The sequence below is a fragment of the Pseudoalteromonas sp. ASV78 genome (assembly GCF_047806705.1).
GTDB classification, from domain to species: domain Bacteria; phylum Pseudomonadota; class Gammaproteobacteria; order Enterobacterales; family Alteromonadaceae; genus Pseudoalteromonas; species Pseudoalteromonas prydzensis_A.
On the sequence record NZ_JBLOPA010000001.1, the window covers coordinates 2,085,495 to 2,100,304 of the forward strand.

A 14,810-nucleotide genomic window follows, 5' to 3' on the forward strand; every position below is an offset into this window, starting at 1 on the left:
TACTAATATCAGGCCTCTAGTCATCACTCGGCCCACTAATTTAACCAAGAGTAAATCCTTGGTTATGTGTAGATAATTCTAAAATCAAAAGGACTTACTGTGACACTTTTGCTAAACTGCTCGCTGGAATAGGTGGCGAGGAACAAAGCATGTGGCTTGAAACGCTTAGGCGTCGCTTGGCAAAGCCAAAAACATCGGTGCAATTGTGCTTACTCGGCGTAAGTGCTGGATTAATTGCGGCGTTTTTGATCATTCTATTTCGTCTAACTATTTTATTTTTTCAAGGACTGTTCCTTGATAGCCCTGATAATTTCACCACATTACCGCCCCTAGAACGGGTTTTAATGCCTATTGTTGCCGCTTTTTTAATTGCTCTGTTCGCGGCTTTGACTGGTTTTAAACATTATCGATTAGGTATTCCTTTCGTAATCCATAGAATTAAAAGTCATTACGGACAAATGCCGTTGTATAACACGGTTAATCAATTTGTTGGTGGTGCATTGGCATTGATCAGTGGTTTTTCGGTTGGTCGTGAAGGACCGTCGGTACATATGGGCGCAACCGGCGCGAGTATCTTAGCCGACAAATTACATTTACCGTATAACGCTATGCGTACCCTCAGTGGTTGTGGCGTTGCTGCGGGCATTGCAGCGTCATTTAACACCCCACTGGCTGCGGTAATTTTTGTAATGGAAGTGGTCATGCGTGAGTACAAAGTGCATATCTTTGTGCCTATTATGCTCGCTGCCGTTACCGGCGCATTAGCGACCCAGTTTGTGTTTGGTAATGCCTCTGAACTAGAACTTATCACCATCACCACCCTAAGTGGTTGGCACTACCCATTTTTAATCCTATTTGGTATTGCACTGGGCGCCGTTGCCTATGCGTTTAACCAAAATTTAATGTTGATCATCCGTACTTTTAAACCCTTGAGCATGTTCCCACGACTATTATTGGCTGGCCTGATTGCTGGCGGCATCGCTTATTTAGTGCCACAAGCGATGGGCTCGGGTATGAGTGCAATAACGCTCGCAGTAGAAACCCCTGAAGATGTACAACTGCTCACTACCATTTTAATCGCTAAATTACTCGCCACTCTGTTTGCTATTGGCTTAGGTATTCCCGGTGGCATTATTGGCCCAGTGATCGGGCTTGGCGTATTAATGGGCACCTTAATGGCATTTTTTGCGCAATTTATTAGTCCTGGTGTTGATATAGCGGGCACTTACAGTGTATTAGGGATGGCAGGTTTACTTGCAGCCACCCTACACGCCCCGCTTGCGGCTTTAACTACGGTGATGGAGCTTACCTCAAGCCAAGAGATTATTGTCCCAGCCATGTTGGTTATTACGACCGCCTATGTTACTGCATTACAAATATTTGGTAATCGCTCGATATTTTTACAGCAACTGGATTTTCAAGGCTTAAGCTATCAAGTATCACCAGCGACCGAAGCGCTGCAAAAGGTGGGGGTGATGGACGAAATGGATGAAAACTTTAAATTACTGTATTCAGATGACAAACAACAAATCGAAAATACATTAAATGCGGTAGATAGCCAAACCCCACTGATTGTTTATGATGCTGAAAATGGCTACCGACTCGCAGAATATGATTTAAGTTTAATGTCGGATCAAAACATCGCTATAAACTATATCAGCCTGCAGGGGATCAGCAGCCAAGCAACCCTTGCGGATGCTTTTGATATACTAAAAGATAAACGCAGTGGCGCTGTGTATATTTATAACTTACTCGATAATCAACAAATTATGGGAATTATGCGCTGGGATCAGATCCGCCATATCCTCACCATACGTAATAGCTTACTTTAACTAACACAATAGAGAACATTATGAGCGTGCTACTGGTTTACAAAGCCCTACATATCTTTTTTATGATTGCCTGGTTTGCTGGCATTTTTTACCTGCCAAGACTGTTTGTTTATCATGCGATGAGTGAAGAGAAATCATGTAATTCAATGCTCAAAGTAATGGAGCGCCGGTTACTGTATTTTGTTACTCCTTTTGCAATACTTACCGCGGTATTTGGTGTATTAACCATTATGGAATACGGCCGTGAGTGGTTTAAACACAGCATGTGGCTGCATTACAAACTGGTATTAGTGATTATTTTATATCTGTACCACGGCTTTTGTTTTAAGTTGTTGGCTGATTTTAAACATGACCGTAATACCCGTAGCCATCGTTTTTATCGCATTTTTAATGAGTTACCAGTGTTACTACTTTTAGTCATCATATTTTTAGCCGTAACTAAACCCAGTTTATAAAAAATTTGCTATAGTATCGCGCGATTGCGTGCCCATCTTTGATGGTTGATCGCGCCCCTTTTCAATGTGATAGGAATAACCCCAATGTTAAGTTTCCAAGGTGAAAATATTCTTTCTGTCAATCAGCTCGACCGCGACTGTATTGAACGTATTTTTGCAGTAGCCAAAAAAATGGAGCCATATGCTAAAAAGCAAAAGCGCACCAATGTGTTAGAAGGCGCGATCTTAGCAAACTTATTCTTTGAGCCAAGTACCCGTACCCGCGTAAGTTTTGGCACCGCCTTTAATTTATTAGGCGGCCTTGTACGTGAAACCACAGGCATGCAAAGCTCAGCATTAGCTAAAGGCGAATCACTCTATGATACCGCACGCGTTATTTCAGCTTACGCTGATGCAGTCGCTATGCGCCACCCTGATGCAGGTTCTGTGGCTGAATTTGCCACTGGCTGCTCGGTACCTGTGATCAACGGCGGCGACGGCCCTAATGAACACCCAACTCAAGCATTACTTGATTTATTAACCATAGAACGTGAGTTAACCCGTTTTAATCAAAACATTGATGGCATGCACATCGCCCTTGTCGGTGATTTAAAGTATGGCCGCACTGTGCATTCATTATCAAAATTACTTTGTCATTACAAAGATATAAAATTCTCGATGGTGGCACCAGATGGCTTACAAATGCCAAGTTATATTTTAGATGCGGTTGATAATGCGGGCCATAAAATTGAAATCGTCGATAAAATGGAAGGTAACTTAGCCGCAGATATCGTCTATCAAACCCGTATTCAAGAAGAACGCTTTCCTTCGCAAGAAGAAGCTAACAAATACCGTGGTGGTTTTCGGATCAGCCAATCAATTTACAATGCTCACTGCAAACCAAACTCAGTATTAATGCATCCATTGCCTCGCGATAGCCGCATAGAAGCCAATGAGCTCGATAACGATTTAAATAGTAACGATAACTTAGCTATCTTTCGCCAAGTGCAAAATGGCGTGTTAATTCGCATGGCGCTATTTGCATTGACCTTAGATGTTGCCGACAAAGTTGAGCAATATGAAGTCGCAGTGCCATGGTTTAGCCGTAAACGCGATAGTTAATCACCTTGTGACAATTAATAGGATTTTTCATGACAATTAGCCAAGATTTATTTGCCCGCGCCCAAGCGTCTATCCCTGGCGGCGTAAACTCACCAGTCCGTGCCTTTAATGGCGTTGGCGGCACGCCGCTGTTTATTACTAAAGCGCAAGGCCCATTTACCTTTGATGCCGATGGCAACCGTTACATCGACTACGTTGGTTCGTGGGGACCAATGATCATGGGCCACAACCACCCAGCCATCAAACAAGCGGTACTTGATGCGGTAGAAAACGGCCTAAGCTATGGCGCCCCTACTGAAGCCGAGATCTTCATGGCTGAAAAAGTAAAACAGCTAGTGCCATCAATTGAAAAAGTACGCATGGTAAGCTCAGGTACTGAAGCGACCATGAGCGCAATTCGCCTAGCGCGTGGTTTTACTGGCCGTGACAAAATACTAAAATTTGAAGGCTGTTACCACGGTCACGCAGATTCATTATTAGTAAAAGCAGGTTCAGGCGCACTGACAATGGGTGTACCAAACTCACCCGGTATTCCGGAAGACTTTGCTAAGCACACCTTAACGGTATCGTTTAATAACCTTGACGAAGTAAAAGCTATTTTCGCCAAGTACGCCGACGAAATCGCCTGCATTATCGTAGAACCCGTTGCTGGTAACATGAACTGTATTCCACCCGTACCGGGCTTTTTAGAAGGTTTGCGTGCGGTATGTGATGAATACAAAGCAGTACTTATTTTTGACGAAGTCATGACCGGCTTTCGCGTTGCTCTTGGCGGTGCACAAGCCTATTACAACATCATTCCAGACTTAACCTGTTTAGGTAAAGTGATTGGCGGCGGTATGCCAGTAGGCGCATTTGGTGGTAAAACTGAGATCATGGATTACATTGCGCCAGTAGGTCCTGTTTATCAAGCAGGCACATTATCAGGCAACCCAATCGCCATGGCGGCAGGCTTAAAAGCACTCGAGCTTTTGTGTGTTGATGGCCTACACACTGAGCTTGAAGCGAAAAGTAAAGCTATCTGTGAAGGCTTCGAAGCTGCCGCGAAAAAAGCCGGTATTCCACTGACCACTAACTACGCCGGTGGTATGTATGGCTTCTTCTTTACTGATCAAGAAAAAGTAACCACTTACCAACAAGCAACGCAATGTGATTTAGAGCGCTTTAAAAAGTTCTTCCACTTAATGCTTGAAGAAGGTGTTTATTTAGCACCATCAGCATTTGAAGCAGGCTTCGTTTGCTCTGAACACTCAGAGCAAGAAATCGCCGACACCATCGCCGCTGCCGAACGCGCGTTTGCAAAACTTTAAGTTGTAGATTACATAAAGCCAATAAAAGGGCGACCTTCTAAGGAAAGTGGCCCTTTTATTGCTTGGCTAAATATTAAACTATTAGTATTGCCGTTGAGTATATGTTCTGTTGCCATTGGATGCCTGACTGGTGCTAAGAGCAGGTAGTTGGTTTAATCCTCGAATATGCGGCTCATGAGTTGAACATTAAACTAAATTCCATCCAACCAAAAACAAAACTGATATGCACACTAACTAAATTTTCAACCGATTAAAAGCCGCTTTTAAAGCTCTGTCAATCCAATCAAATGCTAATCTTTTTGATATCCACTTATTATGATATCCCTATGCCTAAAACCAACCATTTCATTGAGCTCAGGTATATTGCGAACCAATTAGCACCCCTTACCAGAAACAGAGTGGTTGCCTTTTAATTTTTTATGTGTAATTTATCAGCTAGGATACCCTTAACTTAATTTACAAAAGGAAATTGTATGTTTCGTATTACTACTTTGCTAACGGCTTTATGTTTGTTTAATCCTTCCGCATTTGCGCAAACTACATCAAATGACCTTGCGTTTGAAACGCCAGTCTCTGATACAACACAAAATGTTGGCGAGATAAAACCTGTAGCAATAGCTGCACCTGGTGACGGCGGCGGTGATACGCCAAGCAGTTTTTCGAGTGAGCTTGGCACAGAAGAGCTTAATAAACTCAAAACCACCGACTCCATAACTCCTCATACGACGGAGTTATTTGGTGAACGAATTGATTTAAATACCGGCTCAATCAGCTTTAGTCATGTTGACGTAAGCTTGCCGGATAACAACAACATCGAAGTTGCGGTAAGACGCACCTTTCGAGGAACCAAGTTCACGTGGGCGGATGAGCTTGAGTTTGCAGACTGGCAACTCGACATCCCTTATATTCACACTATTCAATCACTATCTTCCTCAGGCTACTCTGGCTCATGGGCAAAAGGGAAAGAGTGTTCTGGGTATTTGGAGCCTAGATTAGTCAGTTATCTAGGCACAACCTACGATGCTCAGCAGTATTGGACGGGTGACACTTTGCATGTACCCAGTAAAGTGGATGAAAAACTGCTCATTAATGACGGCGTTATTGCGCCAGGGTCATATGGTAAGGTAACCATGTCAAACTGGCGCGTCAGTTGTGGCTCTAGGACTGAGAATGGTCAACCGGTTGGGGAAACCTTTATTGTTAGTTCGCCTGACGGATTAACCTATACCTTTGGTAAGTTAAAGCGCGTTGAAGCCCGCCCCTTAAATGGTGGTTTAATGCGCTACAATACCTATATGTTGGTAACACAAGTAAAAGATCGCTTCAACAACACCGTTAATTATCACTACAATGGTGCTAACTTGGCGTATATCTCGTCGAACGATGGCCGACGTATTGATTTCTCTTATGCAGACAGTGTCCATCCAAGTCGTATTACTTCAGTCACAGCTAACGGACGAACATGGCAGTATACATATGCCACTTCATCATTACGCAAAGTCTATCGGCCGGATGGTAAATATTGGGACTTGCTTGTTTCTTCGCTGGGAGACCAACAACCTGCCTCCAACACAAGTTGCACGTCTTATTCACAATCTTATCCCATATCAATGACGCACCCAGATGGGATGACAGCGAGTTTTACAATCAAAAATACACTACATGGTCGTAGCAATGTTCCTCGTCAGGTTCAAGCCTTGCTCGCGCCAAAAGATATGTCTATTTGTTACCAGACCTTAGCCCTTAAAAGTAAAACATTGTCGAGTGATAATACTGCTCCCGTAACGTGGCAATACTCTTATTCTCAAAATCATGGAGATTGGGATAATGCCAGCAATACCATGAGTAACTTGTATTATTCGCCGAAGGATAATACCAATACCAGCAGAGGAATACCTGCAACGGCACACGTCCTCAACAGTAAAACCACATCTGTCGTTGCACCTGATGGCAGTAAAACCGTTTATTTTTATAATCGTGACTATACCAGCCACAAAGAAGGGCAATTAGAAGCTATTGATAATTTTGATACTAACGGCACCACCTTATTGCGACGTAAAGAAATTACTCAGTTAAAAGGTCAACGTATTGGATTAAGTGGTATTACCGGTGATAATACTCAGCCGCAGCATTATCGAATTAACACCTCACAAGAAAAAATCACTGTCTATGACCAAGGTACACAAACCTTTACCACCAGTTACAATAGCTTTGATATCTACGGTAATCCGCAAATTACCAGTGAGTCTAATAATTTCAATGGTAAAAAACGCTATACAAAACAACTTTATTATAACGACACAACAAATTGGCTAATTGGCTTGCCTAAACAAACGCTTATCAGTTCGACCCCCACCTTTCCTGTGACGCCTGCATCTGAAACTACTTATCACAGCGCAACCGGTAACTACAAATCACTCCCCTATGAGCATCGTTCATTCGGGCGCTGGTATAAACGCAATACCCGTTACCATACTTCAGGCGTGAATGCGGGGTTGCCTTACACAGTGAATTATAACGGAACAAACCGTTGGGTAGAGTTTTCCAACTACAAACGCGGTATTGCGCAAACCATTAAAACGCCGCAAAGTTTAAGTGCAACGCCGCAATACGCCTACAAGGTGGTGGACAACAATGGTTGGGTAACACAGCAAACAGATTTTATGGGGCAGTGCATCAACTATGGTTACGATAGCTTGGGCCGAATGATCTTAGTTGACCCTTGTGATAGCCGCTGGTCAAGCACCAATATTACTTATGCCACAACAGCGGGCAGCGACAGCCTAAGTTATGTTGAAGCTGACATGCTAAAAAAAACCGTCACTAGGGGCAACTATCAAAAAATCACCTATCACGACAGTTTACTGCGCCCGGTGATGATTAAAGAGTGGGATAAAACATTTTCATCTACTGCCCGTTATTCTCGCCAACAGTTTGACGCGTTTAATCGCCCGCTTTATCAAAGTCTACCTAATTCTAGTAGTAACACGCCTTATGGTGTTACTCACCAATATGATGGTTTAGGACGCCCCACGTTAATTGATAACAACACCACATCAGGGAATATCAGTTATCGTTATTTATCAAACAATCGAGTGCAGGTGAATGACAACAAAGGCAATGTCACCACCACCACTTACCTAGCTTATGGTGCGCCAGAGCAAAATATGGCCACCCTGATTATCTCGCCTCACAGTGTGAACACCAGCCTGGCTTATAATATCTATGGCAATATGAGCTCGGTGAGTCAGGGCGGAATCACTGAATCGCGGGTATACGACAGTTATCAGCAATTGTGTAAAACGGTAAGACCGGATATAGGCAATACCGCCTTTGTTAAAGATGCGCTGGGTCAGGTGAGCTGGCAAGCGCGAGGCAGCTCTATTGACAGCAGTACCACGACCTGTGACACCACAGTCAGTGCTACCGACAAAGCCATCTTCGCTTATGACAATTTAGGCAATGTTAAATCTATTCTGTTTGGCGACAGCAGCCCCGACCAAAGCTATGTGTATGATGCCAATAGCCGTTTAACCACCCTCAACGCAGGCTCGGTGGTCACGGCTTATGAATATAATTCTGCCAACCTGATTGAGCTGGAAACCCTATCTGTTGATGGACAAAGTTTCGTTTTAGATTATGGGTATAGCAGTAACGGCAACCTGGCTAATACCCTTTACCCCAGTGGAGTACATATTACCTATTCTCCCAATGCCCTGGGTCAAGCCACCAAGGCGGGCACCTATGCCACCAGTGCCACGTATCACGCCAATGGCATGGTCAAATCGCACAATTACGGTAACGGCTTTGCCCATACCTCGAGTCAGAACAACAGCGGTTTGCCCAGCACCTTTTACGATAAACGCAGCACCACTTACGCCATCAATCATGGTTTTAGCTACGATGCCAACAATAACCTGACGGTACTGGATGACAAAATCAACAATGCCTATGACCTGAGCCTGAGCTACGATGGCCTAGACCGCCTGGACGTAATCACCGACAGTTATTTAGGCGCAGGGGATGTGAACTATGATGCCATGGGCAATATCACCGATTACAAGCTGGGTAATAAAACCATTAACTATGTTTACACCAGCACTAAACAACTGGACTACACCACCGGCAGTAAAATTTACGATTTTAATTACGATGACAAAGGGAATGTCACCGACAATGGCATCAGAGGGTTTATTTACAATGCCGCCAATCAAATGGTGCAAAGTGACGGTTACCTGTATACCTATGATGGCAATAACAAGCGGGTAAAAGAACAAGGCTCCAACGGCACCAGCTACTCCTTTTATGCCAGTAACGGCAAGCTGATGTACCGCCAAGCCAATAACCAACATATCGAGTATTACTACCTGGGTGGCAAACTGGTAGCCAATAAAAAAGGTAGTACCGTAACTTACCTGCACAGTGACTATTTAGGCAGCACTGCCGCCGAATCGAATACAAGCGGCACGGTCACTTCAAGAATGCATTACCAACCCTTTGGTGAAAGCATTGAGCCACCTAAAGACGACATAGGTTACACCGGCCATAAGTTTGATACCGACTTAGGCTTGAGTTATATGCAGGCACGATACTATGATCCAGTTATTGGGCGGTTTATGAGTAATGATCCGGTTGGTTTTACTGGTGAAGTAGCAAGTTTTAATAGGTATTCCTATGTTGACAACAACCCATATAAATACAATGATCCCGATGGTAAACATCGAAGACACATTGTCAAACAGATGGTTAAAACTATCGAAAGAGCAAATAAAAGAGCTAAGCAACTTCAAGAGAATAGGCAAAGAGGCAAGGAAGGCGAACAAAAAACTCGTGATAGTTTAGGTGATGATATAGCTGGTGAACAAGTAACTCTCGAAACTAAACGTGGTGATAGAGCAAGGGTAGATTTTGTAAAAAAAGACAAAGGTGTCGTTGAGACTAAAACTGGTGATGCAAAGCTTTCGAAAGGTCAAGAAAAGGTTAAAGAGGCTATCGATAATGGCGAGCCTGTTATACCAAGAGGAAAAAATGCTGAAAAAGCAGGGCTTCCTAAGAATGAACCAACTATAATGAAAAACTGTAAAGTTGATAGGCATTGTTGATGACTGAACAAACGAAATTAAATAAAGTAGTTATAGATTTTGTAGCTAAAGGTAAAATTGAAGACCAATGGTTAGTTGTATTAGTAGAAGAAGCTAACGCTGAATTTGATTTAGATGGATTTCTTTACGATTTTCAAGATCGGCTATACAACTGTCTTGATGCTATCATAGATGGCCAACTGGCTAATAAATTTCCAGACACTTCAAATAAAAATATTGTAATACGAGTTGATTGTTATCAGATACCTAGGCATGAAGTCGAAGAGTTTTTTGTCAGTTTTTCTACTGGTGTTCTTGCTCTCCCAGATTATGCTGAAGGGCTAGCTAACAGTAGTTATGTAAAAGATATAACATTCGAAATAAATTTTGATTAAAAGGAAAGAATGGGGTCGCGTCTTTCCTTTTGCCTGTCAACTATCTTTAAGCAGCAAACTAGAGTAGAAAATATGACATCCGTAGTTAATTGTTAACTTAAACGCAGGGCTATAGTTATTATGGGCAATATTAGTAGCAGACTAGGCTGCTTATTTTGGTTGTCGTTGGCAGGTGTTACCAGCGAAGTAGGCAAAGTGATGCAGCGCCACTATATGGTGACACCAGTGAAGTTGCCTAGGCTTGCTGTTATTCGTTGCCTATTTAAACCAGTGTTGCCTGCCCAGTAAAGTGCTCTGCGGTGTGATCATGCGGGTCAATATTTATATGTTTAAAAACTCTGAACTATTAATGTGCCTACCTGTATTTGGATCTGAGCAGGCCTTTATTAATTTTTTTAATTAATGGAGGTTGTTGCGCTGTTGTTTGAAATTCATTAAATGCAAGATGAACTTTTAAAAGGTTGTGCTCTGAGACCCAAAACAAAAAGTCTAGTTGTGCCTCTTTTGTGTCACCAATATTTATTACTTTTTGTGCATGCAACAACGTCTGCTTTAACAGTCGGTGATAAAGTGAAAAATCGTCAATTAAATTCGGTGATTTAAAGTGATTTTTAATGTGCTGTTATATAAAGCTGAGTCTAGCTAAAAAGTTAATATATAGCAGTGCGTAGAGTTCATAGATTGGAATAACTAATAGTTTTGACGAGTTATTGGCATGTGCCTTTGCAAGACGCTTACCGTAGTTTCATTATCAGATGAAAATAAAAAAGCCCGTAAGGGCTTTTTATTAGAAAATCAATATTGTTGATTTTAGATTTAGAAGCGAGCTTCGAAACCTAAGCGAACGTAACGCGGTGTTTGCCAAGTATAAGCAGCACCATAGTATGAGTTAAGCTCACCTTCATTTTGCTCATAATGCTCATTTGCAGAAGAGATTGACTGGCTATTAAGAACATTAAATACATTAATCGAAGCACGCATGTCAATATCCGAAATAGTAAAGTCATAAGCTGCAGATAAATCTAGATTAAATGTCCAAGGAGTACGGCCTGCGGTACCACGAGTATGTTTATCATAAATTTTTTCTTCTTGATCACATTCACCATTACCGTTCGTATCAGGGCACTCATTGGTATAAATATAGAAAGTGTCACCCCAACCACCATTTAGGTTAGGATCTTTTGACGGGTAACCTTGACCAAATAAACTTTGCGGGCGGCCACTTTGTAAACTGGCGTTCCAACCAACAGTTAAGTCTTCCGTTGGTTCCCAACTGCCGAAGAATTTGAATGTATGACGGCGATCATTTGGTTGATAACCTTGTGAACCATCCATTACAGCAGGGAAATCAAAGTCTTGTGTAATTCCAGCATCGGCTTGGCCGATATCAGATTTAACCGCACCTTCAAAATTACCGACACTACGAGCCCAAGTATAACCAAATTGATAGCGAATTGTATCTGCTTGATAATCTAAGCTAAATTCAACTGCAGTGTACTCATTATTTGCTTTAGGTAAACCAATCGTTTCTGCGGAATGAGTAGTTAAAGAACCTGCGTCAGGTATACCATCAGTGATCTCATCTGTTGGATCATTACTAGTACCATTCCAATATACACCATCTTTATACCAGCTTGATGTAGAACCTGGATTTATCATTACACAAAAAGGATAAGCATAACGGCCACAATAATCATCAAGAGCTGTTGCTACTTCTCTATAAATACCTTTAACACCAACAGTATACTCATCGTTTAATGCTTGTTGAACTCCAATAATGTATTCATCTTTAGAAAATGGATCCGCTTCTTGAGCTTGGAAAATGTCTTTTTCAGGGATAGTTGGTACACCACTTATCTGCTGTGAATTTTCTAACCCGCCACTGCCGATAGTATCAGCCAAAGGAGCAAGGCCAGTTGGAGCCCCAGTTGTCGAATCCACACCTGTATATGTATAAGCAGTTGTTATATCACTCACACCTGATGCGGCACGGAAAATAGTATTGTTTGCAACAGGAAGATAATAACGACCATATGTACCATACACTTTTGTATCACCAGTACTGGTAGGATCCCATGTAAAACCTAAACGCGGAGCAATATCTGTTTTAAAGCTTGTTAATAATTTTCCAGTTGTACCCCAACTATCAAATTCATCAATTCGCAGACCTACTGTTACTGCAAAATCATCTGTAACTTGCCAATGATCTTCCAAATAGTAAGCCGTTAACTCTGATTCAAAACTCCCACCACCATCAAAAACACGGTCTTCAACATAATCTATTGTTGAGCCAGTATTGTTTGTTAAAGCACCATTATCTGCTTGAAAGCTACCATTATCTGCTAGGGTGCGATAATCGTAACTATGCCCACCGATAGGGCGACTAATACGTTCAGATTCACGCTCTTGGTAATCGATACCAAAACTAAACGAATGATCTTCCCAAACATATTCTATATCTAGACGGTATTGAGTATTCTCATCATTATTAGCGCCAAAACTACCGCCTGCGCCACATCCTGTAATTGGGTTTGATGTACCTCGAGAGTCGGTAATGCTTGGGCATACTAAGTTTTCAGCTTGTGTTTCATACTCAGTTTTAATGCTACCAGCCATTGCTGTAATTACTAGATCTTCTGTTAGAACACCTGTGTAGCTTATACTTTGAGCTTCACCGCCACGTTTAAGTAAAGCACCATCTTTACGATCACCAACTACGCCATTGTTATACTCATAGACAGAACGTTCAATATCGCGACGGTTTGAGTATGCAAAATAACTTAATCGATGATTCTCAGTAATATCCCAATCAAGCTTACCACCCCAGAATAAATTATCTCCACCAGAAGCTGATTCTTCACGGTATTGATCATTTGGAGAGAACTGATCTCCTCCCCAAGTATAAGTTGACTCAGTGTCACGAGGATTGACTAAGCCATAAAAGAAAAGTGTATCTTCAATAAGTGGACCACCAACCGCAAGTGTTATATCTGCTTTATTATCTGAATCTAACCTTTCATCTCTGAAAACTTGCCCTGCCCCTTGTTTACCACGAGAAAAAGATCCTTCTTCTTGCAGTGAATCAGGTTGATATTGCACTACAGCTGAGAATTCCCATTCATTAGTACCGCTTTTAGTAGTTGTATTTATTGTACCACCTGTTGCACGACCAAACTTTGCTGAGTAACCACCTGTTTTTACTTGGAATTGATCATAAAATTCAAAAGGAACCTCGCCACAACCTAAACCTTGACGTGTATTAGTCACCTCTAGTCCATTAATATAACAAGCATTCTCAGCTACTGATGAACCGCCAAATGAAGCTGTGTTACCAAATGCACTATCACCTTTCACTGCACCTGGTGCTAATAACGCAACAGACGTTAGATCACGATTAATTGGCATTCTATCGATTTCAGCATCTGTAATAATTAAGCCTGAGTCAGCTGTTGAAAGATCTATTGAAGAAATTCGAGCACCAACAACTTGAATAACCTCAGGCCCAGAGGCTTCTGTTAGATCAAAGTTCGCTTTTGAATTGCTACCCAACGAAACACGAACTCGATCCTCAGCAACAACAGCTGCTCCTTTAAGTACTTGAATTTCATAATTACCTGAAGGCAAAGAAGCAAAACGAAAGCTTCCATCTGCTGAGACATTAAGAGTACGAGTCAGACCCGTTGCTGAATTTTTAACTTTGACTGTGTACCCTGCTGTGTTAGTAATGTTATTGATTGTACCAACAACATCTGATGCAGCAGCAGGAAATGCCAAACCTAAAGAAGCAGATACAGCTATTGCTGTTATGCTTTTCTTGAATATTGATTTCATTCTTATTGTATCCCTGTTTAAATTATAATTATTTAACCTTATAAAAGGTACTTACACATTAATAAAAGGGAACTTAAATGTAAACAAAAAACACCTAAATTACACTTAATTAATATAGGTAACTATACACTGTCAAAAAATTGGGATTATTTAAATTGCATAAAACAAAACTATACATTCAAAACCCACAAAAAAAACAAAAAATTAACATCGGATATACTTAATAGCTAAAACTGATTTAGCTTAGTATAAATATTAAAATAAACAGCAGTAAATAAACGCCTACTTATTGTAATAGAAAGGGTAGTTTAGACTGATCTTTAAGATATAAAAAGTAAGCAGCAACTGGACCCGCTATAATGATTTCACAGAAATAAAGCAACCTTCCTAAATGCCAAGACTAATATTAACTAGAAATCGTTATAGAACTAAAAGCCTTGGCAGCAATCCAAGTAAAATACACTTAATAATTAATAGTACATCTTAAGCTATCAGGGAGGTAGGCTCATAATGTGAATCATGAAAACCCCTGTTTATCATTAACTTAAGAAAACCGTTATTACTAATAATAGCTACGATAATCTAGCTAAGCTAGAGATAAAAATTGAACTAATTCCTTGTTCTAAGATCCGATTTTCGACCAATAAAAATTAGAGCAACAAGAGACAAGCATAAAGAAGTAGTCGAATTATTTTTCGATGACAATGATTTTTCGTATTTCCATCTCGCAGTGAAAAAACAATTGCTAACTGACGGCACACGGGTAGGAAGGATAAGTAAAAGCAAAATTATGACTATCATTATT

General features: G+C 41.3%; 7 protein-coding genes. 6 read left to right on the forward strand and 1 reads right to left on the reverse strand.

Annotation, left to right across the window (positions count from 1 at the left end; genetic code table 11):
• Nucleotides 1-149 precede the first annotated feature (149 nt).
• The 6 genes from ACMVDV_RS09475 (at nucleotide 150) to ACMVDV_RS09500 (ending at nucleotide 10,174) form a co-directional block, all read left to right on the forward strand.
• The gene (locus tag ACMVDV_RS09475) at nucleotides 150-1,832 is read left to right on the forward strand and encodes a chloride channel protein (protein ID WP_304182330.1); all 1,683 of its coding nucleotides are present in this window, start codon (nucleotides 150-152) and stop codon (nucleotides 1,830-1,832) included.
• Nucleotides 1,833-1,852: 20 nt separating this feature from the next.
• Nucleotides 1,853-2,287 (forward strand): CopD family protein, encoded by a 435-nt coding sequence (locus ACMVDV_RS09480; protein WP_304182331.1) that lies wholly within the window; start codon nucleotides 1,853-1,855, stop codon nucleotides 2,285-2,287.
• Nucleotides 2,288-2,371: 84 nt separating this feature from the next.
• Entirely contained in the window at nucleotides 2,372-3,388 is a 1,017-nt protein-coding gene (locus tag ACMVDV_RS09485) for an aspartate carbamoyltransferase (RefSeq protein WP_416157950.1), read from the forward strand.
• A gap of 29 nt (nucleotides 3,389-3,417) precedes the next feature.
• Nucleotides 3,418-4,698: a glutamate-1-semialdehyde 2,1-aminomutase gene (hemL, locus tag ACMVDV_RS09490; RefSeq protein ID WP_416157951.1), complete on the forward strand. Its 1,281-nt coding sequence runs from the start codon at nucleotides 3,418-3,420 to the stop codon at nucleotides 4,696-4,698.
• A gap of 473 nt (nucleotides 4,699-5,171) precedes the next feature.
• Nucleotides 5,172-9,800, forward strand: coding sequence for an RHS repeat domain-containing protein (locus ACMVDV_RS09495; protein ID WP_301561836.1), 4,629 nt, complete (start codon nucleotides 5,172-5,174; stop codon nucleotides 9,798-9,800).
• Entirely contained in the window at nucleotides 9,800-10,174 is a 375-nt protein-coding gene (locus tag ACMVDV_RS09500) for a hypothetical protein (protein WP_301561835.1), read from the forward strand. The genes ACMVDV_RS09495 and ACMVDV_RS09500 overlap by 1 nt, the downstream gene beginning before the upstream one ends.
• Before the next feature lie 816 nt (nucleotides 10,175-10,990).
• Here the strand turns inward: ACMVDV_RS09500 and ACMVDV_RS09505 are convergent.
• Nucleotides 10,991-14,005: a TonB-dependent receptor gene (locus tag ACMVDV_RS09505; protein WP_301561834.1), complete on the reverse strand. Its 3,015-nt coding sequence runs from the start codon at nucleotides 14,003-14,005 to the stop codon at nucleotides 10,991-10,993.
• Nucleotides 14,006-14,810 lie beyond the last annotated feature (805 nt).

Excerpts from the sequence above, each read along its gene's own strand:
- hemL (WP_416157951.1), top strand. The coding sequence starts at position 3,418 with ATGACAATTAGCCAAGATTTATTTGCCCGCGCCCAAGCGTCTATCCCT.
- ACMVDV_RS09500 (WP_301561835.1), top strand. The coding sequence starts at position 9,800 with ATGACTGAACAAACGAAATTAAATAAAGTAGTTATAGATTTTGTAGCT.
- ACMVDV_RS09495 (WP_301561836.1), top strand. The coding sequence starts at position 5,172 with ATGTTTCGTATTACTACTTTGCTAACGGCTTTATGTTTGTTTAATCCT.
- ACMVDV_RS09505 (WP_301561834.1), bottom strand. The coding sequence starts at position 14,005 with ATGAAATCAATATTCAAGAAAAGCATAACAGCAATAGCTGTATCTGCT.
- ACMVDV_RS09480 (WP_304182331.1), top strand. The coding sequence starts at position 1,853 with ATGAGCGTGCTACTGGTTTACAAAGCCCTACATATCTTTTTTATGATT.
- ACMVDV_RS09485 (WP_416157950.1), top strand. The coding sequence starts at position 2,372 with ATGTTAAGTTTCCAAGGTGAAAATATTCTTTCTGTCAATCAGCTCGAC.
- ACMVDV_RS09475 (WP_304182330.1), top strand. The coding sequence starts at position 150 with ATGTGGCTTGAAACGCTTAGGCGTCGCTTGGCAAAGCCAAAAACATCG.